General features: G+C 49.7%; 23 protein-coding genes and 1 tRNA gene. 19 read left to right on the top strand and 5 right to left on the bottom strand.

Features of this window, described 5'->3' with window-relative positions; genetic code table 11:
• Nucleotides 1-514 precede the first annotated feature (514 nt).
• From gntK to gnd, 3 genes are all read right to left on the bottom strand, one after another.
• Nucleotides 515-2,062, bottom strand: coding sequence for a gluconokinase (gntK, locus tag MKZ15_RS24115; RefSeq protein WP_339818885.1), 1,548 nt, complete (start codon nt 2,060-2,062; stop codon nt 515-517).
• Nucleotides 2,063-2,218: 156 nt separating this feature from the next.
• Nucleotides 2,219-2,890, bottom strand: coding sequence for a GntR family transcriptional regulator (locus MKZ15_RS24110; RefSeq protein ID WP_339818883.1), 672 nt, complete (start codon nt 2,888-2,890; stop codon nt 2,219-2,221).
• 129 nt (nt 2,891-3,019) lie between these two features.
• Complete coding sequence (gnd, locus tag MKZ15_RS24105; protein ID WP_339818881.1) at nt 3,020-3,919, bottom strand: phosphogluconate dehydrogenase (NAD(+)-dependent, decarboxylating); 900 nt, start codon at nt 3,917-3,919, stop codon at nt 3,020-3,022.
• A gap of 377 nt (nt 3,920-4,296) precedes the next feature.
• Here gnd and rpmH point away from each other — a divergent pair, with 377 nt between their 5' ends.
• The 12 genes from rpmH (at nt 4,297) to MKZ15_RS24045 (ending at nt 16,345) form a co-directional block, all read left to right on the top strand.
• A complete protein-coding gene (gene rpmH / locus MKZ15_RS24100; protein ID WP_009223341.1) occupies nt 4,297-4,431 on the top strand; it encodes a 50S ribosomal protein L34 in 135 nt (44 codons plus the stop codon).
• A gap of 114 nt (nt 4,432-4,545) precedes the next feature.
• Entirely contained in the window at nt 4,546-4,896 is a 351-nt protein-coding gene (gene rnpA / locus MKZ15_RS24095; RefSeq protein WP_339818878.1) for a ribonuclease P protein component, read from the top strand.
• Between the two features lie 75 nt (nt 4,897-4,971).
• Nucleotides 4,972-5,871: a YidC/Oxa1 family membrane protein insertase gene (locus MKZ15_RS24090; RefSeq protein ID WP_193417625.1), complete on the top strand. Its 900-nt coding sequence runs from the start codon at nt 4,972-4,974 to the stop codon at nt 5,869-5,871.
• Complete coding sequence (gene jag, locus MKZ15_RS24085) at nt 5,868-6,593, top strand: RNA-binding cell elongation regulator Jag/EloR (protein WP_339818875.1); 726 nt, start codon at nt 5,868-5,870, stop codon at nt 6,591-6,593. Before MKZ15_RS24090 ends, jag begins: the two co-directional genes overlap by 4 nt.
• A gap of 925 nt (nt 6,594-7,518) precedes the next feature.
• Nucleotides 7,519-8,898: a tRNA uridine-5-carboxymethylaminomethyl(34) synthesis GTPase MnmE gene (gene mnmE, locus MKZ15_RS24080; protein ID WP_339818870.1), complete on the top strand. Its 1,380-nt coding sequence runs from the start codon at nt 7,519-7,521 to the stop codon at nt 8,896-8,898.
• 87 nt (nt 8,899-8,985) lie between these two features.
• On the top strand, nt 8,986-10,872 hold the full coding sequence (mnmG, locus tag MKZ15_RS24075; protein ID WP_339818869.1) for a tRNA uridine-5-carboxymethylaminomethyl(34) synthesis enzyme MnmG: 1,887 nt from the start codon (nt 8,986-8,988) through the stop codon (nt 10,870-10,872).
• Nucleotides 10,873-10,875: 3 nt separating this feature from the next.
• A complete protein-coding gene (rsmG, locus tag MKZ15_RS24070; RefSeq protein WP_339818867.1) occupies nt 10,876-11,598 on the top strand; it encodes a 16S rRNA (guanine(527)-N(7))-methyltransferase RsmG in 723 nt (240 codons plus the stop codon).
• Between the two features lie 256 nt (nt 11,599-11,854).
• Entirely contained in the window at nt 11,855-12,679 is an 825-nt protein-coding gene (noc, locus tag MKZ15_RS24065; RefSeq protein WP_155604526.1) for a nucleoid occlusion protein, read from the top strand.
• A gap of 222 nt (nt 12,680-12,901) precedes the next feature.
• Nucleotides 12,902-13,663, top strand: a complete 762-nt coding sequence (locus MKZ15_RS24060) for an AAA family ATPase (protein ID WP_155604527.1) — start codon at nt 12,902-12,904, stop codon at nt 13,661-13,663.
• Nucleotides 13,656-14,495, top strand: coding sequence for a ParB/RepB/Spo0J family partition protein (locus MKZ15_RS24055; RefSeq protein WP_193417614.1), 840 nt, complete (start codon nt 13,656-13,658; stop codon nt 14,493-14,495). The genes MKZ15_RS24060 and MKZ15_RS24055 overlap by 8 nt, the downstream gene beginning before the upstream one ends.
• A 142-nt stretch (nt 14,496-14,637) precedes the next feature.
• A complete protein-coding gene (locus MKZ15_RS24050) occupies nt 14,638-15,795 on the top strand; it encodes an aminotransferase class V-fold PLP-dependent enzyme (RefSeq protein ID WP_339818863.1) in 1,158 nt (385 codons plus the stop codon).
• A gap of 28 nt (nt 15,796-15,823) precedes the next feature.
• A complete protein-coding gene (locus MKZ15_RS24045) occupies nt 15,824-16,345 on the top strand; it encodes a DUF4446 family protein (protein ID WP_193417610.1) in 522 nt (173 codons plus the stop codon).
• Here MKZ15_RS24045 and yyaC read toward each other — a convergent pair.
• A complete protein-coding gene (yyaC, locus tag MKZ15_RS24040) occupies nt 16,296-16,904 on the bottom strand; it encodes a spore protease YyaC (RefSeq protein ID WP_213622511.1) in 609 nt (202 codons plus the stop codon). The two genes, MKZ15_RS24045 and yyaC, sit on opposite strands and share 50 nt — an antisense overlap.
• 156 nt (nt 16,905-17,060) lie before the next feature.
• Between yyaC and MKZ15_RS24035 the strand changes: the two genes are divergently transcribed.
• The 4 genes from MKZ15_RS24035 (at nt 17,061) to MKZ15_RS24020 (ending at nt 18,646) form a co-directional block, all read left to right on the top strand.
• Complete coding sequence (locus MKZ15_RS24035; protein WP_155604906.1) at nt 17,061-17,294, top strand: DUF3343 domain-containing protein; 234 nt, start codon at nt 17,061-17,063, stop codon at nt 17,292-17,294.
• Nucleotides 17,295-17,316: 22 nt separating this feature from the next.
• Nucleotides 17,317-18,180 (top strand): mechanosensitive ion channel family protein, encoded by an 864-nt coding sequence (locus MKZ15_RS24030; protein WP_339818858.1) that lies wholly within the window; start codon nt 17,317-17,319, stop codon nt 18,178-18,180.
• 63 nt (nt 18,181-18,243) lie between these two features.
• The gene (locus MKZ15_RS24025) at nt 18,244-18,471 is read left to right on the top strand and encodes a DUF951 domain-containing protein (protein ID WP_155604533.1); all 228 of its coding nucleotides are present in this window, start codon (nt 18,244-18,246) and stop codon (nt 18,469-18,471) included.
• 84 nt (nt 18,472-18,555) lie between these two features.
• Nucleotides 18,556-18,646: transfer RNA gene (locus MKZ15_RS24020), tRNA-Ser, on the top strand.
• Between the two features lie 381 nt (nt 18,647-19,027).
• Here the strand turns inward: MKZ15_RS24020 and MKZ15_RS24015 are convergent.
• Entirely contained in the window at nt 19,028-19,225 is a 198-nt protein-coding gene (locus MKZ15_RS24015) for a YjzC family protein (protein ID WP_155604534.1), read from the bottom strand.
• A gap of 300 nt (nt 19,226-19,525) precedes the next feature.
• Between MKZ15_RS24015 and rpsF the strand changes: the two genes are divergently transcribed.
• The 3 genes from rpsF to rpsR are packed head-to-tail and all read left to right on the top strand — an operon-like array spanning nt 19,526 to nt 20,630.
• Entirely contained in the window at nt 19,526-19,810 is a 285-nt protein-coding gene (gene rpsF / locus MKZ15_RS24010) for a 30S ribosomal protein S6 (RefSeq protein WP_155604535.1), read from the top strand.
• Between the two features lie 40 nt (nt 19,811-19,850).
• Entirely contained in the window at nt 19,851-20,339 is a 489-nt protein-coding gene (gene ssb / locus MKZ15_RS24005) for a single-stranded DNA-binding protein (protein WP_155604536.1), read from the top strand.
• A gap of 21 nt (nt 20,340-20,360) precedes the next feature.
• Nucleotides 20,361-20,630: a 30S ribosomal protein S18 gene (gene rpsR / locus MKZ15_RS24000; protein WP_009223360.1), complete on the top strand. Its 270-nt coding sequence runs from the start codon at nt 20,361-20,363 to the stop codon at nt 20,628-20,630.
• Nucleotides 20,631-20,929: the final 299 nt, after the last annotated feature.

The following is a 20,929-nucleotide window of genomic DNA, read 5'->3' as shown; positions in this document are numbered from 1 at the left end:
AGACTGTCACTCCTTTTAAATCTTCCAATTGTGGCTTAAGCCATGCAGAAAGAGGTCGAAAAAACATAAATAAAGGGGAATTTTATCCCCAGTGTTAAGTAAAGTATAATCATTTTAAAACGATAAAATTTCGAATTGTTCACAATGTTATCCACAGCCTGTTAATAAATCGGCGGATAAACTTAGATATTCACAACGAAAACAATATAATCATAGCAAAAGAAGGCCTGTTTTTCAATGAGCTGTCTGCTTTTATCCACAAATTCAATAACTTGTGCATAATTATCATGCACACCACTACATATTGTTTATAATTTGTTTAAAATTCGACAGGGAGTCCCAAAATCTCAAAAAAAATATTCACAGGTTATTACAAGAAAGCTCGAACTACCGAATTTGATGTGTATAAATCAACCGGCAGGGATAGACAGTTAGCTTCGTTCTTCTTGGTAAAAATAAAAATCCGACCAACCCTTACGGGTGGTCGGATTTTTATCATCTATCATCGAGTGAATTATTGTTCGGATTGTTGCTGCTGGAACTTGGCGATCGCCTCGTAATCTTCCTCCAGCTTGCGCGAAATGCGAATATAGATCGGCAGCAGCTGTTTATAAATTGCTGCATGTTCCGGATTTGGCGTATGCTGATGGGTGCCACCTACCATTTCTTTGACGACTTCGAAGGAGTCGATTTCCCCTAATGCATACAAGCCGAGCACTACTGCGCCCAAGCAGGAGCTCTCATAGCTCTCCGGGATAACGACCTGTTGGTCGAAAATATCAGCCATCATTTGGCGCCACAGTGGGGAGCGGGCAAAGCCGCCCGTCGCTTGGATTTTCTGCGGCCGTCCGATTTGTTCTTCCATCGCCAGAAGTACCGTATAGAGGTTGTAAATCACGCCTTCCAGCACGGCCCGGATCATGTGTTCCTTCTGATGGTGCAGCGTCAGCCCGAAGAAGGATCCACGCGCATGCGGATTCCACAGCGGTGCCCGTTCGCCGGCCAGGTACGGATGGAAGAGCAGCCCGTCCGCGCCCGGACGGACACGCTCGCCGATCTTGGTCAGCACGTCGTACGGGCTGATCCCCAGCCGTTTCGCCGTCTCTACCTCGGAAGCGGCGAATTCGTCCCGCACCCAGCGGAAAATCACGCCGCCATTGTTGACCGGCCCCCCGATTACCCAGTGCTTATCCGTCAGCGCGTAGCAGAAGATTCGGCCCTTGGGATCGGTCCTTGGGCGGTCGACAACGGTGCGAATCGCCCCGCTGGTACCGATCGTGACGGCGACGACGCCGGGGTCGATTGCATCGACCCCAAGATTGGACAGAACGCCGTCGCTGGCACCAATGACGAAGCGGGTGGAGGGTGCGAGTCCCATGGCGCTGGCGTAGCTTGGCGCCAGGCCTTGCAGGATGTGCGTCGTCGGCACGAGCTTCGACAGTTGATCTGGCGTGATGCCGGCCAGCCGCAGCGCTTCTTCGTCCCAATCCAGGCGCTCCAGATTCAGGAGGCCGGTCGCCGAGGCGATCGAATAGTCGACGATGTACTCCCCGAACAGCTTCAGGAAGATGTATTCCTTAATGGAGACGAACTTGCGGGCTTGTGCGAACAGTTCCGGCCGTTCATGACGCAGCCAAAGCAGCTTGGTCAGCGGGGACATCGGGTGAATCGGCGTGCCGGTGCGCAGATAAATTTCGTGACCACCCAGCTCGTTCTTCAGCTTCTCTGACCAGTCCGCACTGCGGTTGTCCGCCCAGGTGAGACAACGCATCAGCGGTTTGCCCTCGACATCCAACGGGATTACGCTATGCATCGCTGAGCTGATGGAGACGAAGCCAATCTGTTCAGGAGCGATCCCGCTCGTATTCATGACTTGACTCACCACCGCGATCACCGCGGCAAAAATCTCCTCGGGATCCTGCTCCGCCACCGCTGCGGAGGGCGTGTATAGCGGATATTCTTCATTGGCTGTGGCGATCACTTGACCGTTGCGTTCATATAACACGGCTTTCGTGCTGGTCGTGCCGATATCCAGGCCAATCATATGCGTCAAAGAACCCATATCCTACCTTCTTTCCAAGTCAATTCTTCTTATTTTCATTGTAATGAGTTTTGCCTCAAAAAATAAAGCTCAGCCCGAGGAGGTCAAATCCCATTCTGTATACTTGTCGACAAGAATAAACGGCCAAAAGGGCCCGGGGTACCGTCCCAGCTCGAATTATTGAGGGATGCTCGTCTGAAGCGTGCGGTGCGAGTCGGCGAAGTATTCCTCGACGTTCTGCCCGATAATGTCGGCGTCACGGGACTCTAATGCCTGCAACAGCTTGCGGTGTTTCCCGATCACATAGTCGATTTTGTCCTCACCTTGCGACAAAACCTCCCGCGTCGTAATCAACATGACCGTCATCACGATTTGGCGGATGCTGGTCCAAAGATGCATGATGCGGGTATGGTTCGCTCCAGCGATAATCGTCTCGTGAAAACAGAGATCCTGATAGGCGAATTCTACGACGTCCCGGTGTTTGCCGGCCAAGACCATTTTATCGATGATTTGCGATAGCGGAGCAATCAGGGCCTCTGGACCTTCCGCCATCCGCTGGGAGGCGAAGCTTTCAATTAAATAACGAACATCGTACAATTCGTCCACGTCCTGCAAGCTAAGGCCATTGACGACCGCACCCATGCGTTGTAGGTGGATCAGACCTTCGCCGGAGAGCGTTTTTAGCGCCTCGCGGACCGGGGAGCGGCTCGTGCCGAAATCCGCGGCGATACGATTTTCCGACAGGACCGCGCCCGGCTTGATCGTACCTGCTATGATTTGCAGCCGCAGCTCTGCGGCGATCGATTCGCCGAGTGAACTGCCTTTCAACCAGGAAGAAGGGTATTGCATGCGATATTTCTCCTATTCCAAGGGATGTCATCCCGCTTGATGATCGATGAAACCTAAATACTTCGATCATAGCATGAAATTTGTCGGATGGGGAATCTCGCTCTAGGTTTTTGGAGGAATTTAAATGATTTATTTAGCCGATTCTACCGCATGTCCGCCAAATTCGTTGCGCAGCGCCGCGACTACTTTGCCGTGAAACGTGTCCTCCTGGAGCGAACGGTAACGCATGAACAGCGACATTGCGATCACCGGTGCGTTTGCTTGCAGATCCAGCGCCGTTTCAACTGTCCATTTGCCTTCTCCGGAAGAATGCATGACACCGCGGATCCCTTCCAGCTTCGGATCTTTGGCAAAAGCGTTTTGCGTCAGCTCCATCAGCCAGCTGCGAATGACCGAACCATTCGACCATACCCGGGCGACCTGCTCGAAATCGTAATCGTAAGGGCTTTTGTCGAGCAACTCAAAGCCTTCGGCAATGGCCTGCATCATGCCATATTCAATTCCGTTATGGACCATTTTGAGAAAATGGCCGCTCCCGGAAGGTCCGGCATATAGATAGCCGCCGCTAACGGCGATATCACGAAAGATCGGTTCCATCAACCGGAAGGCCTCTTCCTCGCCGCCGATCATAAAGCAGCCGCCTTGCTCCGCGCCTTCGACCCCCCCGGAAGTACCGACATCGAGGAAGTGAATGCCCTGCGCCGCCAGTTGTTCCGATAACTCCAGCGAGTTTTTGTAATGCGAATTTCCGCCGTCAATGACGACATCGCCCGGTTCTAACAAAGGGGTTAGCTGATCGACGACTGAGCGCAGCGGAGCACCGGCCGGAACCATTACCCATATGAATCTTGGCGTTTCTAGAGCAGCGACGAGTTCCTCCAGGTTGGCGGCGGGGACCGCGCCTTTTTCGGCCGCGCCTGCAACTGACCGCGGATTCATGTCATGAGCCACAACGTCATGTCCGTGCTCCAGCAGATTCAGAACGAGATGAAAGCCCATTTTTCCAAGTCCAATCATGCCTAATTTCATTGAAGTAAGCACCTCATTTCGAATTATTGTATACTTGTATACAACTTATAAATTGAATATACTCCGATTCGATTTGGCTGTAAACCATCTACAAGAAGGCGTTTCTTGACGGGTTCTTTCGGTTGAAAGTACTTTTCCACATGTGCATAACTTATATGCGAGGAGGTTATCGGGAAGGCTGTGGAAAAGTGAAGCGTGATTTTTTTTCGTTACGAGGGCTGTGGATTGTGGATAATGGGAAGGGAATAGCGGGAGATGGCGAGGGAAGTTCGGTTGACTTTTACTAGGCGGTGTGGTTAAATGTATAAAGGCATTTTCTGTGGATATGAAAATGGTAAACATACAGATAATGATAATCCTGTAAGGGGGTGCGATAAATGAAACCAACTTTCAAACCGAATGTGAGCAAACGTAAAAAGGTTCACGGTTTCCGCAAAAGAATGAGCACGAAAAACGGCCGCAAGGTTCTAGCTGCTCGTCGTCTCAAAGGCAGAAAAGTACTGAGTGCGTAAAGCGTGCGTAAAGACCACCACGGTGGTCTTTTTTTTATACTTGAGCCTAGCGCGAGAGTTACGGCGACGTTTGGTCAATACTAATTTAGAAGTGATGAATCAAGGAGATTGCTCGTGCATAAACAACTTCGATTGAGAAACCGCGCCGATTTTAACCGCATCTACCGGTTTGGTAAGTCCTTTGCGAATCGTCAGCTGGTGGTGTACTGGTCCAATAAACCGGATATTGAACGTTTTCGCCTGGGGGTATCGGCCAGCAAAAAAATCGGAAATGCCGTCGTTCGCAACCGGATGCGGCGGATGTTAAAGGAGATCGTCCGACTGCATGAAACGGAAATTCGCGACCATGTCGACCTGATCCTGATCGTGCGTAATGGGGCCGTTGGAATGGAATATAAGGACCTCGAAAAAAGCGTGCTTCACGTGCTTCGAAAAGCTTCGCTGCTGCGGGCTTCCGGGCGTTAGGCAGGCTTGTTTCTTTGTCCCTTCAAATATGTTATGATTTACGTTGAATGGATAGGTTAAGAGAGGGGTTTTAAAGTGTCGCGATTGATGACTAACCGAAGAAGATGGCTTCTTCTCCTTCTGGCGGTCGTGATGGTAGCGGTTCTCGCGGGATGCGCTCCGCAGAATGCTCATTTGGCAACCACGACGGAAAATATGAAGGATAGCAATTCGTGGTGGACCGCGAACGTGGTTTACTATTTCTCGCTCGTACTGGATACGTTTGCAAAATGGTTTAATGGTGCTTATGGCGTAGCGATTTTGATTATGGTGCTGATCGTTCGGACGTTGATCCTGCCTTTGACACTGAAGCAGGTCAAGAGTTCGAAAGCGATGCAGGCCATTCAGCCTCAGCTCCAGAAAATCCGTGAGCAATATAAAGATAATCCGGAGCTACAACAGCAGGAGACCATGAAGCTATTCCAGGAACACAAGGTCAATCCGATGGCGGGTTGTTTCCCGTTGATCATTCAGATGCCGGTGTTCATTGCGTTGTATAATTCGATTTACTACAACTCGGCGATCCGAGAGCATTCCTTCCTGTGGCTGCAGCTCGGCGAACCTGACAAATTGTTTATCTTGCCGGCGGTCGCGGCTCTGACGACTTTTATTCAAACGAAGATGATGTCGAGCGTGAATCCGCAGGGCATGCAAGGCCCGATGGCGTTTATGATGTGGGTCTATCCGATTTTGATTTTTGTCATGGCGTACAATTTCGCCGCTGCGTTGCCGTTGTACTGGATTTTCAGTAACCTGTACACAATTGCGCAAAACTTCTTTATCTACCGTAAGAAAGATCCGGCTTTGGCTGCGGCTGCTGTTACAGCAGGCGGCGGCGGTTCATCTTCCGGCTCTGGGAACAAGAAGCGAGGCGGCTCCAATCTAAAAGCCGGTCATCCCGGTAAGGGTGCCAAGGAGGCCAAAAAATCGAAATGAATAAAATCGTGACGTCGGGAAAAACCATTGAAGATGCTGTAAGACAAGGATTGGCCAAGCTCGGCACCACCGAGGATAATGTCGCCGTGAACGTGTTAGAGCAGCCATCAAAAGGATTCCTGGGACTGTTTGGGGGAAAGGAAGCAAAGGTTGAGCTTACTTTGGTTGAGGAACCTGCCCCTGTATCAGTACCCACCCCGAATAGGGCTGCTTCGGCACCTCGTTCGTCTGCTTCCGTGATAGAGGAGAAGGCGGCGGGAAGCGAGAAGGATCCCTACGCGGAGGCGGCGTCATTCATCCGGGAGGTCGGCGTAAACATGGGCTTGGACGTCAAAGTCGAAGTCTCCCATGGCAAAGACCATACCGTGTTGAACATTTCGGGCCATGATTTGGGTTTAATGATCGGGCGGAGAGGGCAAACCCTCGACGCGCTGCAATATTTGGCGAATATCATCGCTAACCGTTATTCCGACAGCTTCATCCGCATCGTCCTCGATGCCGAAAACTTCCGGGAACGCCGGAAGAAAACGCTGGAGGAGCTTGCCGTCAGATTGGCCGGACGGGTCGTTCGAACGCGTAAAGAGGTTACGCTCGAACCGATGTCGCCGCAGGAGCGCAAAGTGATTCATTCCAAACTTCAGGATCACCCGGAGGTCAAAACTTACAGTAAAGGCGAAGAGCCGAACCGGCGGGTCGTTATTACTCTGAAGCATAGTAAATGAATGAGACGCAATGACGTTTGCTCGGCGTAAGCTGGGGGACGTCATTTTTTTATCCCCAGGCCTCAACCCACCCCACCCCTCCCTTACCGTAAGGGAGGGCGTCCGAGGGCCTGCTGCCCTCTGGGCTCCCGCAAACTGGAGGAACGTAGGAGGGAAAGAGGCGCTCCTGCTCGCTGTCCCCTTCGGGGATACGCTTTACTTCGGTGTGTGGAACGCTTTTCCCCCCTTCGGGGTACGTCTTACTGTTGAGCACCCGGGATACCTGGTAAACCGTTCTGCTCATGACTACTGCTGTCGGCGCACCCGAGGGGATGTGGAGGTGGGAGCGGCTTCTCGCCCCTGCGGGGCCCGCCTCTACTTTAGAGTTCCTGCCTGTGAGTGAGAGGCTCTGAGGGGAGCGTCGAGTACGGTTTGCGGTGGTAGAGAAACTACATGCAAGGAGGGCGCTATCCCTTCGGGATGCGCTGACGTAGGAGTAAGACGTGAGGGCGGATGCTTCGAAGGGATCGAGGAGTAGCGGCAGGCGCTTGAAGTGTGACTATGTGCAAGGAGGGCGCTGTCCCTTCGGGATGCGCTGACGTTGGAGCAAGACGTGAGGGCGGATGCTTCGAAGGGATCGAGGAGTAGCGGCAGGTGCTTGCGGAGTGACTATGTGCAAGGAGGGCGCTGTCTCCTGCGGAGATGGCGCTGACACTCGGAGCAATGCGATGCATGAGGATGCTCTGATGGGGTGAGTGAATTGGGGGCGGAGAGGGGCGTATGAATCCGAAGAAGCGGAGTGTTCGCCTTTGTGAGCGGATTTCTACAACTTCTGAATTTAGTCCAATCCAAGAAATCCGCGAACAACAGCGATCGTAGGATCATACGACCAGCGGAGCTATGAAATTCACGAACGGTTTTAAAACAACTTGCGAGGTGAAGCAAAATGCTTAGCGATACAATTGCAGCGATATCGACAGCGGTGGGCGAAAGCGGCATCGCCGTGATCCGCGTCAGCGGACCGGAGGCCATCGCCGAAGTGGGGCGGTTATTCCGCGCCAAGACGGAGCTGCCGGAGGCGGAGAGCCATACGGTACATTATGGCTTCATCGTGGACCCGGCGACGGGCGACAAGCTCGAGGAGGTGCTCGTCAGCGTCTTTCGCGCGCCGCGCTCCTTCACAACGGAAGACGTGGTGGAGATTAGCACGCACGGCGGGATCATCTCCGTCAAACGCGTGATGGACCTGCTGCTCCAGCAGCGAGGCATTCGCCTCGCAGAACCGGGCGAGTTCACGAAACGCGCGTTCCTGAACGGCCGGATCGACTTGTCGCAGGCGGAGGCGGTCATCGACCTGATCCGATCCAAGTCGGATCGGGCATTCTCCGTGGCGCTGAAGCAGGTCGAAGGCCAGCTGTCGCGCCAAATCGGGATGCTGCGACACACATTGATCGAGACGTTGGCGCATATCGAAGTGAACATCGATTATCCGGAGCATGACGTGGAGTCGATGACGATGGCGTTTATCAAGGAGAAATGCACGGCGGTGTCGGAAGGCATCGATGCGCTGTTGAAAACGGCGGAACAGGGCAAGATTTTGCGAGAGGGAATTACGACGGCGATCGTCGGTCGCCCGAATGTCGGGAAATCCTCGCTGATGAATGCCCTAGCCCGCGAGAATAAGGCAATCGTCACCGACATCCCCGGAACGACGCGGGATGTGATCGAAGAATATGTGACGATCAATAATATCCCGCTGAAGCTGCTCGACACGGCGGGGATCCGCGAGACAATGGACGTAGTCGAGCAGATCGGGGTGGAGCGGTCCAAAGCGGCGGTGAACGAGGCGGACTTGATCTTGCTCGTGCTCAACAGCGCCGAGGCGCTGCATGAGGACGAAGTTGCGTTGATGGAGCAACTGAAGGGGCGGTCCACGATCGTTCTTTTGAATAAAATCGATTTACCGCAGCAGTTGGATCAAGAGGTGGTACGGCGTTATTTTTCCGAGGAAGCGATCGTCGAGTTGTCGGTCAAAACGGAGGAAGGGCTGGATCATCTGGAGGAAGCGATTGCCCAATTGTTCTTCGGCGGAAAGCTGGAGTCGAACGACCTGACGTATGTAAGTAATGTGCGCCATATTGCCTTGCTGAAGAAGGCAAAGCAGTCCCTTGCGGATGCGTACGAGGCGGCGGACAGCGGGATTCCGATCGATATTTTGCAAATTGACGTGAGGTACGCTTGGGAGCAGTTAGGCGAGGTGATCGGGGATTCGGCGCCGGATGCGTTGATCGATCAGATTTTTTCGCAATTTTGCTTGGGGAAATAAGCGTTCTCTAGTATCAGCAGAGCCGGTTCATGGTATGATGTTACGGATAGAGTTTGTAGGGTGTAGGGTAAAGGAGGTTGACGATACATGGGTTATGCTGCCGGAAACTATGAGGTGATCGTGGTTGGCGCAGGGCATGCTGGCTGCGAGGCGGCTTTGGCTGCAGCGCGGATGGGATGTCGAACGCTGATGGTTACGATCAATTTGGATATGGTTGCTTTTATGCCGTGCAATCCTTCGATTGGAGGTCCGGCAAAAGGCCACGTCGTGCGCGAGGTTGACGCCTTGGGCGGCGAAATGGGCCGTAATATCGACAAAACGTTCATCCAGATGCGGATGCTTAATACCGGGAAAGGCCCGGCCGTTCACGCGCTTCGCGCGCAGGCGGATAAATTCTCCTATCAACATACGATGAAGGAAACGATGGAGAAGGAGCCGAATCTAACGATGCTCCAAGGGATGGTTGAGGAGTTGATCGTCGAGGATGGCCAGTGTGTGGGTGTAATTACCAAGACCGTCGCGGAGTATCGGGCTCAAGCGGTGGTACTGACGACCGGTACGTATTTGCGCGGCAAAATCATCATGGGCGAGCTGATGTACGAAAGTGGCCCAAACAACCAGCAACCTTCGGTGCGACTGTCGCAAAACTTGAAGGAGCTGGGCTTTGAACTGGTGCGTTTCAAAACCGGGACGCCGCCGCGGGTGCATAAGGATACGATCGATTTCTCGCAAACGGAGATACAGCCTGGGGATGAGAAACCGAAGTTTTTTTCCTATGAGACGAAAGAATCGGACAATGAGCAGCTCCCTTGCTGGCTGACGTATACTTCCGAAGAGACGCATAAGATCATTACGGATAACCTGGATCGTGCGCCGATGTTCTCCGGGGTGATCGAAGGCACGGGTCCGCGGTACTGTCCGTCTATCGAGGACAAAATCGTGCGGTTCAGCGACAAGCCGAAACATCAGATTTTCCTGGAACCGGAAGGTAAGAATACGTCGGAGTATTATGTACAAGGCTTCTCCACTAGTATGCCCGAGGAGGTTCAGCTAAAAATGCTGCGTTCGGTGCCGGGTCTGCAAAACGTACAAATGATGCGCACCGGTTACGCGATCGAATATGACGCGGTTGTACCGACTCAGCTGTGGCCTTCCTTGGAGACGAAACGGCTGCCTGGGCTGTTTACAGCGGGACAAATCAACGGGACCTCCGGTTATGAGGAAGCGGCGGGACAAGGTATTATGGCCGGGATTAACGCTGCCCGTAAAGTTCAGGGGAAGGAACCCGTTGTTCTTGATCGTTCGCAAGGTTATATCGGCGTATTGATCGATGATTTGGTGACGAAAGGCACGAATGAGCCGTATCGCTTGCTTACCTCGCGTGCCGAATATCGCCTGCTGCTTCGTCACGACAATGCAGACTTACGTCTGACGCCGCTGGGCCATGACATTGGCTTGATTTCGGAAGAGCGGTATGCGCGGTTCTTGGATAAGAAAGAGAAGGTTGAGCAAGAGATTGAGCGATTGAAGTCAACGAAGGTTCGTCCTACTGATATCAACCCGCTGCTCGAGTCGATCGGTTCGGCACCGATTCAGGATGGCAGCAACTTGCTCACGATTTTGCGGCGTCCGGAAGTGTCGTATGCTCATATCGCTTCATTGTCCCCGTCGGAGATCGAACTTGATGAAGAGATGCAGGAGCAAGTTGAAATTCAAATCAAGTATGCGGGTTATATAGAGAAGCAATTGATCCATGTTGAAAAGTTACAAAAAATGGAAAAGAAGAAAATACCCGAAACGATCAACTATGATGATATTCAAGGCTTGGCGATAGAGGCACGGCAAAAGCTGACTAAAATTCGTCCGATCTCGATCGGTCAAGCTTCGCGGATTTCGGGGGTTACACCGGCCGACATTTCGATTTTGCTGGTGTATTTAGAGCATTATAACCGGGTCACGGCTGCAGGAGGGTAACCATTGGATTCGATACAAGCCCAATTTTGCACACTGCTCCAAGGTCATGGCATCGAGGTGTCGGACGAGCAGTTGAAGCAATTCGAACGATATTACGAAGTGCTAGTTGACTGGAATGAAAAGATGAACCTCACCGGGATTACCGAACGAGAACAGGTGTATCTCAAGCATTTCTATGATTCGATAAGCCTAGCGTTCCATGTCCCGATGGGGGAGATGGGGTCTATGGCGGATATTGGCTCAGGGGCGGGTTTCCCCGGCATTCCGTTAAAAATTTGTTATCCACATTTGCAGCTAACGATCGTGGACTCTCTAAATAAACGAATCCAGTTTTTGCAGCATGTGGTTACTGAACTTGGTTTATCCCGAGTACAATTGCTGCATGGACGCGCTGAGGACTTGGGGCGGCAGGAGGAACTTCGCGATGCGTTTGATCTGGTCACGGCCCGAGCTGTTGCCCGGATGGCCATTCTCAACGAGTTTTGTCTGCCATTTACTAAACCTGGTGGATTATTCGTGGCTATGAAAGGAAGCAATCCGGTGGATGAAGTGAAGGAAGCGGCCCGTAGTTTGTCTGAATTAAAAGGGAAGTGGGTCAGCACTCCCGAGTTTTCACTTCCGCTGGAAAATTCGGAACGTCATTTGGTCATTATTCAAAAGACAGCCCCAACACCAAAAAAGTACCCCAGAAAACCTGGAACACCGGTCAAGATGCCGCTGATTTAAATCATAAGCTATGCCCCTTAGCAAATTGTTCCACGTGAAACATAGCTAAGGGGGATTTTTTTGTCTTTAGGCCGATAAATCTATCTTCTTTTCTTAAACTTCTCTCAATTAGAGAATAGGATTATAGAGGAAAAAGTGGTAGAATAGATATATCAGGTTTTATATTGCATTTCGTTTGGAGTAATGTCATCCCGGGGGATGATTCGTAAGGCGGTTTGGCCTTATGTCACTATGAAACTAGGTGGTAATTGACGGAATGAAAGAACAATTTTCTAAATTGTTTGGGTTAACCGAACGAAGCGGCGGAGATGAAGTGAGACAAATTCCGGTGGAGGAAATTGTCGGCAGTCCTTATCAACCGCGGACGATCTTTGACGACGAGAAAATCGATGAGTTATGCCAAACGATTCGTACGCATGGCGTGATTCAACCGATTGTCGTTCGTTACCGGAATGAGAAGTATGAAATTATCGCCGGAGAGCGCCGCTGGAGAGCCGTCAAAAAGCTGGGTTTAGAGTCCATTCCTGCAATTTTGCGAGATTTCAACGATTCGCAAGCGGCATCGATTGCCTTGATTGAAAATCTCCAACGAGAAGGGCTCACCTCGATAGAGGAAGCTATAGCTTACCAAAATTTGATTGATTTACACCAGTTGACGCAGGAAAGCCTGGCACAACGCCTTGGAAAGAGTCAGTCAACCATTGCTAACAAAATCAGACTGTTGCAGCTTCCGGAGGGTGTAAAGACAGCGCTGATGGAACGGAAAATTACAGAACGTCATGCGCGTGCTTTACTGTCCTTGGACTCGGAAGAATTGCAGTTAAAGGTCCTGGGTGAAGTAATTAGCAAAGAGTTGAATGTCAAGCAGACAGAAGCTCGCATTACCTTCTACAAAGAATTGGACAAAAACAAAAAGTCTCCATCGAAACGAATTTCTTTTACGAAAGATGTTCGTTTAGCCTTGAATACGATCCGCCAATCCATTGACATGGTCACCGGATCGGGCTTGCAAATCAAAACGGAAGAAAAGGATCATGAAGATCATTATGAAATTGTGATTCAGATTCCAAAACGTTCATAAATTCACTCGCTGACCCCAACCGCGAGGTTGAAGGTCAGTTTCTTTTTCGGTCTTGAACGATAAGCGTTATGCACATGTGGATAAAGACTGTTACGGCTGATATTTTTATCGATCGGCAGCTGTATTCACAACGCATTGCTATAGGTCTTTTTGTAGCAGCAGCCTAGAATGCGTACATGAGGACTACAAAGAGATTCTTCTATTATATTGAGGTGAACTGGATTGTCTAAAATCATAGCCATAGCTAACCAAAAAGGGGGCGTCGGAAAGACGACGACTTCCGTCAATTTGGGGGCGGGCCTAGCTGCCATCGGAAAGAAAGTACTACTGATCGATATTGACCCTCAAGGCAATACGACAAGTGGTGTTGGCATTAATAAAGCAGATGTAGCGAATTGCATCTATGATGTGCTGATCAACGAAGTTCATCCGAAAGAAGCTATCGCACATACCGACATTGAAAACTTGCATATCATTCCAGCAACGATTCAATTAGCCGGTGCTGAAATCGAGTTGGTTCCAACGATATCACGGGAAGTCAGACTCAAAAAGTCGCTACAACCGATTCGTCATTTGTACGATTATATCTTGATCGATTGCCCGCCATCGCTTGGGATCTTAACGATCAACTCTTTGACCGCAGCAGATTCCGTACTTATCCCTATACAGTGCGAATATTACGCTTTGGAGGGATTGAGCCAACTGCTAAATACGGTACGATTGGTTCAGAAGCATTTGAACACATCCCTGCAAATTGAAGGGGTCTTGTTGACGATGTTTGATGCTAGAACGAATTTGGGCATTCAAGTGATTGAAGAGGTCAAGAAGTATTTCCAGCAGAAGGTGTACAAGACAGTGATTCCACGCAATGTGCGTTTAAGCGAAGCTCCATCCCATGGTCAATCCATTATTACGTATGACCCTCGATCGAAGGGTGCGGAAGTTTATCTTGAGTTGGCAAAGGAAGTGGTATCTTATGAATAAACGATTGGGCAAAGGATTGGATGCTCTGATCCCAGCACTATCGATCCAAGATGATGATAAGGTGGTCGAGATTCCACTCAATCAGCTTCGTGCCAATCCGTATCAACCACGCAAAACTTTCGACGAAGAGGCAATACGGGAATTGGCCGAATCTATTCGGCAGCATGGAGTCATTCAACCGATTATTGTGCGTAGCGTGCTTAAAGGGTATGAAATTATCGCTGGGGAGCGGCGGTTCCGCGCTTCGCAATTTTGTGGAAACGCAACGATTCCTGCTGTAGTACGGAGTTTCTCTGATCAGCAAGTGATGGAGATTGCCCTTATTGAGAACCTGCAACGGGAGAACTTAAACGCAATGGAAGTGGCCGTGGCGTATCAAGGGCTGATGGATCAATTCCAATTGACCCAGGAAGAACTTTCGATGAAGGTGGGTAAGTCTCGTTCACATATTGCTAATTTCTTACGGTTATTGTCTTTACCGGAGGAAGTTAAGGAATATGTTTCACGTGGAACATTGTCGATGGGACATGCTCGAGCATTAGTTGGACTAAAAGACCCAACCACGATCAAACAATTAGCCCAGCAGTGCATCGATCATGAGTGGAGTGTTCGAGATCTGGAGGATGCGGTACAACAACTCGATCGCAAGAAACAAGAAAAACCGAAAGCAACCGGAAAGAAACGGGATCCTTATATCGATGAGGTAGAAGAAAATTTGCGTGAACGATATAAGACGACCGTGAAAATTAAAGCAAACAAGGATAAGGGAAAAATCGAAATTAACTATTATAGCCAGCAGGATTTGCAGCGATTACTGGATATGCTGAGCTAAAGGATAAATGAAATGACATATCCATCTTTTGGATAGCCTGAGCAAGAGGGGCTCGATAAAAGAAGGGTATGTCATTTCTTGGTCTGTCTCTGATCTTATGAATGAACACTTGTGGAGCTTAACGCCCGAGGAGGAGTTATCGTTGCGCGAGACAAAATCGGTCATCTACCTAGATCATGCAGCTACATCTTGGCCAAAACCTCCTAGGGTAGGAGAAGTCATGTTGGAAATACTAAACGGATCAGCTGCCAATGCAGGACGTGGAAATCATGGGATGGCGTTGCATGCAGGTAGGGTACTGTATCAGACCCGTATGAAGCTTGCAAAATTGTTTGGCGTACTTAATCCGAACGACATCGCGTTCATGTCCAACGCAACTTCTGCTTTGAATTTAGCCATTAAAGGTTGGTTGAAGCCGGGGGATCATGTTATAGCTACGTCGGTCGAACATAATTCAGTAAGGCGTCCTTTGGAATTTTTAAAACGGACAATAGGTATTGAAGTTGATTATGCCGAGGTGGATCGTCAGGGCCAGTTGGATTTGCTTCAGGTGGAGAAACTTTTTCAACCTCATACACGTTTACTTGTATGTTCTCATAGTTCGAATTTGCTGGGTTGCATTTTACCGATTCAAGAGTTAAGTCGGATAGCTCATGCAAATGGAGCGATTATCTTGGTTGATGCAGCTCAAACGGCGGGTTGTTATCCAGTGGATGTGCAAGAGATGGGGATTGATCTTCTTGCTTTCCCGGGTCACAAAGGATTGCTCGGGCCTCAAGGAACCGGAGGCTTGTACATTCACCCGGAAATTGATTTGGAACCGCTGCTGCATGGAGGGACGGGAAGCCAATCCGAGGAAAGCGAGCAGCCTTCCGTTCGACCTGATCGTTATGAAGCGGGTACTGTAAATACTCCGGGGATTGCCGGACTAGGTGCTGGTGTAGAAACGGTTCTGGAATGCGGGGTGGAGCGGATTCATCAGCATGAATGGAAGTTAACGCAGTATTTAATGAAGGAACTGCAGGCCATCCCGGGTATTCGTCTGATCGGTCCGCAAGTGGGACAGCCTCGAACAGGCATCGTTTCCTTTACGATTGAAGGAAGAGATGCATCTGAGGTCGCGTTCACGTTAGACAAGGAGTATGGTATCGCCGTTCGCGCCGGTTACCATTGCACGCCTTTAGGACATCAAACCGCTGGGACCTTACAAGGTGGCGCCGTCCGTGCAAGTGTAGGTTATAGGACGACAGAGGCAGAGTTACGAATGTTCATTCATGCAATACTTCAATTAATTAAATGATCTCAAGCATAGAGGAGTAGACAGTCGCATGCGGGAATGGAATGATCTCATCTTTGAGCAATTAAGCTGGATCGTCGGAGGTTTGGTTCTCCTGATTCTGTGGCTATTGGTCTGGAATCTGATCCAAGGAAGTAAGCTGCGCAAGATGAAGAAAAGATACGAACTGATGATGAAAGGTGCCGGCGTTGAAGATCTGGAGAGCTTGTTGATCGATTTAAAAATGCAGCAGGGTAAAATCGAAGACCTCCAGGAGGAACAAAAGCAGCAGCTCGCGCAAATCCAAAAAAGAATGCCTATGCAAAAGTCGAAGATCGGCATTAAACGGTATAACGCTTTTGGAGAAAAAGGGAACGATTTGAGCTTCTCGATTGCGTTCGTCAACGATCAGCAAGATGGTGTGGTCCTCACAGGGCTTTACAATCGAGATGGCTCTTTTGTATATGCCAAGGGCTTGGAGAAAGGGGAGTCACCGCATGCACTCTCTCCGGAAGAGCGTGAAGCTATAGCTCTCGCCGGGCTAGAGAAATCGAACCCCGGGTCCACTCCTTAATCGCGGTATACAAGCAATTTGAGATAATTTCGGAAAGCCGCATGACTAGACTAAGACGCGTATTTTGCAGAACAAAGTATTCCATGAAGCCGCCGACATTGACGATGCCCGTTAGATGGATATCGCCGACCGGCGGTAATTCTTTATTTACGCCTGCGCCGGGACGAAGCGGTCCTTGGACGACCTGAATGGATCCCACGCTGGACGTTTGGCCGAGACAAGCGTCAATGCTAATAATATACGGATCAACGAAGCGAGAGTGGATTTGGTCCAGCGTTTCTTTTAAATTCATCGCATGTACAGGCTCTTCTAAGGTGCCATAAAGGTGGAAGTGCGAGCTGTGATACTTGGCCAATGCGCTACCGACCAGAGGCCCTAAGCAATCACCGGTAGAACGGTCCGTACCAATGCACACGATGACCATATCTTGCCCAGGGGTAACCTGTCCAAAATGCAAAAGCAACCGGTGAATAATCGCCGAATGAATGCCGGGTTCGGTATGCGGGATTTTTAAATAAGGAATTTCTTGCCCTGGAATTGTCGGTTGAAGCTGTGACATGGAATCTTCCTTTCCACTGGGGGATCATGTGCGTACGAAGCGCACTTCAAAGATTTAGTAGATAGTATATGGAAGAAACACATATTATATACTCATACGAAAGTCTCATTGGGGAAAAGGAGAGGAATCGAAGTGGAAGAAGAAGATTGGTTAGTGATGGCCTTTGATTCAACCCAGCAAGCGCTGCGCGCCGAAATGCTTTTGGAGTATGCCGACGTAGACATTGATTTATGCCCCACGCCTAAAGAAATCACCGCCGGGTGCGCGTTATCGATACGGTTCCCGCAATTATCATTGGATGCGGTTAAAGAGATTATTACATCCGAATCAGTAGAGATTCGGGGAATTTACTCCCGTCAAGGGATGGGCTATGATAGCATCAAGTTATGAAATCTGAGAAGGATTGATAGATATGCTATTGGCGAATGAAACTGAAGTGATCCAGGATGCTGCCGAAACGGTAAACACCTGGAGAGATAATATGTGGAATTGGTTTACAGATATGGATATGTGGACGAATGTTCTCTACGCGGGGATAAAAATCATCATTATCTTTGTCCTCACTCGTTTGTTCGTTCATATCGTGTTCCGGTTGATCGATCGATCATTGCAGAAGCGAGAAAAAAGCCGGCTGCAGATGAACCCGCGGCGATTGATTACGGTGGGAGAGCTGCTGAAAAATGTCACCAGTATCACCAGCAACTTCATTATGGTGATGTTGGTGTTGGGGGAGATTGGTTATGATTTGGCACCGCTGTTAGCGGGCGCCGGTGTTCTTGGGCTGGCGATAGGTTTTGGTGCCCAGAGTTTGGTGAAGGATGTCATTACTGGGTTCTTTATTATCCTGGAGGATCAGTTTGCCGTTGGGGACGTGATTCAAACGGGCAGTCTGAAGGGAACGGTAGAAATTATTGGTCTACGTTCCACGCGGCTGGTGAGTTGGACGGGGGAGGTACATATCATTCCAAACGGGATGATCACCAATGTGACGAACTTTTCCGTGGGGACCGCATTGGCAGTGGTCGATTTGCCGTTCAGCAACACTCGGAAATTAGAAGGGGCCGTAGAGCTGCTCCAGGGGGCCATGCAGCGATTGAGCGAGGAACAGGAGCATATCCCTCAGGTACCAAGCGTCCTGGGCATCCAGTCCTTAACGGCAAGCGAATACGTCATTCGGATCGCCGTGGAGTGCCCCCCGGCTGTACGTGCCGATGTCGAGCGGCAGATTCAGACCTATGCCAAGGAAGCACTGGAGCAGGCAGAGATGAACGCGTAACACCGGAAGGCCTCATGTAGGAATAGGACATAAGTATAGAAGATGGGATAGGGGGAATAAGCGATGGAGCGTAAATCATTTCAGTTGGGCGATATCGTGCAAATGAAAAAAAACCATCCTTGCGGCAGCAATGAAATGGAAATCATCCGAATGGGTATGGACATCCGCATCAAATGCGTAGGCTGCAAACACAGCGTTTTGGTGCCCCGTGCCAAGTTCGAGAAGAATATGCGTAAAGTGCTCCGCTCGGCGACGCCCACACAAGAGGAGTCGGGGCAGGACGGACAATAAACGTCAGAGGAACAAACAATTTATGGGATGAAGGATGCCTCTATTGCATTCGGAATGAATTCATGGTACAATCATTCTTGCTGTGGAGAGGTACCCAAGAGGCCCAAGGGGGTTGACTCGAAATCAACTAGGCGTCGCAAGGCGTGCGTGGGTTCGAATCCCACCCTCTCCGCCATTTACTTAATTAGACGAACTCTTACGTTTATGCGTAGGAGTTATTTTTGTTGTATAGAATTTTGAGCCTAATCAAAAGGAAAGAAGGACCCTTTCGGGTCCTTCCTCTGGTTGACGGCGAACTGATTTTGGAATTCTTTTCTCAGCGACAAACAGAAACCTTACGATGTTTGCCTTAGCAAGCACGAATCAGGGAAGAGGGGTCTTCGCTAACTCGTGATCTGATGCTTCTACAAGTCGTGAACAAGATCTCCTTGCGGTTTGTTTCTCGCGGAATCCTCTAAACGGACCAACGGAACCACACCTCTCTTGCTCGCCGTCGATTGTATTATGTGCAGGATTCGTTTTTCTATACACATGAATTTTAATGGGTCAAAAATCCTTAATGGACGCGGGCCTTTTCTTCCTTTTTCCACTTGCGGTCTTTGTTTGACGTCTCAGGGAATTTCTCGCCCTTCTGCAACGTAATCCGCTTTGGATGTTGTATCTGCGTATGGAAGCTTCGCGCCTCACCGACTTCCACGTATACGCCCGGGTTTGGAGCGCGCATGCCTTCCTCAAATTCCGTTTGTTCACCCATCTGGCGTTCCTCCTTTCAGCCTCACATTGGAATTCACGCTTATTGTTTGTCAGAGCGGCTTAATCATGTACCGCGAAGGACCGATAATTATTTACAAGCATAAAAGCGATGTGGAGGAAATGTTTAAGTCATGGGAAGCGGATGAGAGGACTTGTCATCATGGTCTTAAAGAAGGCAAGTATTGGGTCCTTGCACAGCTGACATCAATTTGATATACTACTATGGTGCGAGTTTACGCTCGCTCCTTGCTCCTAAACGAGTTACGTATTGGGGGCCATAGTCCAAGAGGAGGTGAATCAGATGCGCAAATACGAAGTGATGTACATTATTCGTCCTGACGTTGAACAAGAAGCTGTTCAAGCTACAGTCGAAAAATTCCAAGGCATCATCCAAAACGGCGGTGAAATTACCAAACATGACGTGATGGGCAAACGCCGGCTTGCGTATGAGATTAACAAGGTTCGCGATGGAGTTTACGTTCTCGTAAATTTCACAGCTACCCCTGAAGTGGTAGCTGAGTTGGAACGGATCTTGAAGATTTCCGACGAGGTTATCCGTTATCTCATTACGAAAGACGTAGCCTAATTCAAGTTTGAGTAACCATTGCCCGAAGGAGGGGATTTGATTGTTGAACCGTGTCATACTCATCGGACGTCTTACCCGGGATCCAGAGCTGCGATATACGCCAGCCGGCGTAGCGGTAACTCAGTTTACGCTTGCAGTGGACAGACCGTTCACCTCGCAAGGGGGCGAACGCGAAGCGGATTTTATCCCGGTCGTAACCTGGAGACAGCTTGCCGAAACTTGCGCGAACTATTTGCGTAAAGGCCGGTTAACGGCTGTGGAAGGACGTATTCAAGTACGGAACTACGAGAATAACGAAGGTAAACGCGTATACGTAACCGAAGTTATTGCCGATAATGTCCGTTTCTTGGAATCGAACCGCGAAGGCGGTGCAGGTGGTGGCGGCGGTACGCGGGAGGAAGCTCCATTCGGAGGCGGCGGCGGTGGCAATAGCAACCGTGGCGGTAATTTCTCACGCGGCAATCAAGATGATCCATTCTCCGACGACGGGAAACCGATCGATATCTCGGATGACGATTTGCCATTTTAAACACGGAAAGGACTGACAAGCATGAGCTTCAAGCAAAGAGAAGGCGGAGACGACAAAAGACCGGCTCGCCGTGGCGGCCGCAACAAACGTCGTAAAGTGTGCTACTTCACTGTGAATAAAATTACTCACATTGACTATAAAGATACGGAGCTGCTGAAGAAATTCATCAGCGAACGCGGCAAGATTTTGCCTCGTCGTGTTACTGGCACTAGCGCTAAATACCAACGCCTTTTGACGATCGCGATCAAACGCTCCCGTCAAATCGCATTGCTTCCTTACACAACGGAATAAGCAGTGATCTGCTAAAGAGACAGCCGAACCTTAGGGTTCGGCTGTTTTTTTGTTTAGAAAAGGGATGACTAAAGAACCACCTATCGAGTACTTACGACATAATTCTAGTAAATGGAGGGGAGATTCAGTCGATTCGTGACGAGATAGATAGATAAACATCGAAAATTGTTAACATATCTGGTTAAGTACGAGTAAGAAAAATTAACGTTCAACTTTTTGCAAACGCTTCATATTCAAAAATTCTATAAAATATTAGTAATTCAGGGGTAAAAAGGAGCCAACAAACGATTAAAAAAGAT

It is taken from the genome of Paenibacillus sp. FSL R7-0216, assembly GCF_037969915.1.
GTDB lineage: Bacteria > Bacillota > Bacilli > Paenibacillales > Paenibacillaceae > Fontibacillus > Fontibacillus rhizolycopersici.
Note: the sequence above shows the minus strand (reverse complement) of the source record. Positions and strands in the feature narration are given on the sequence as shown.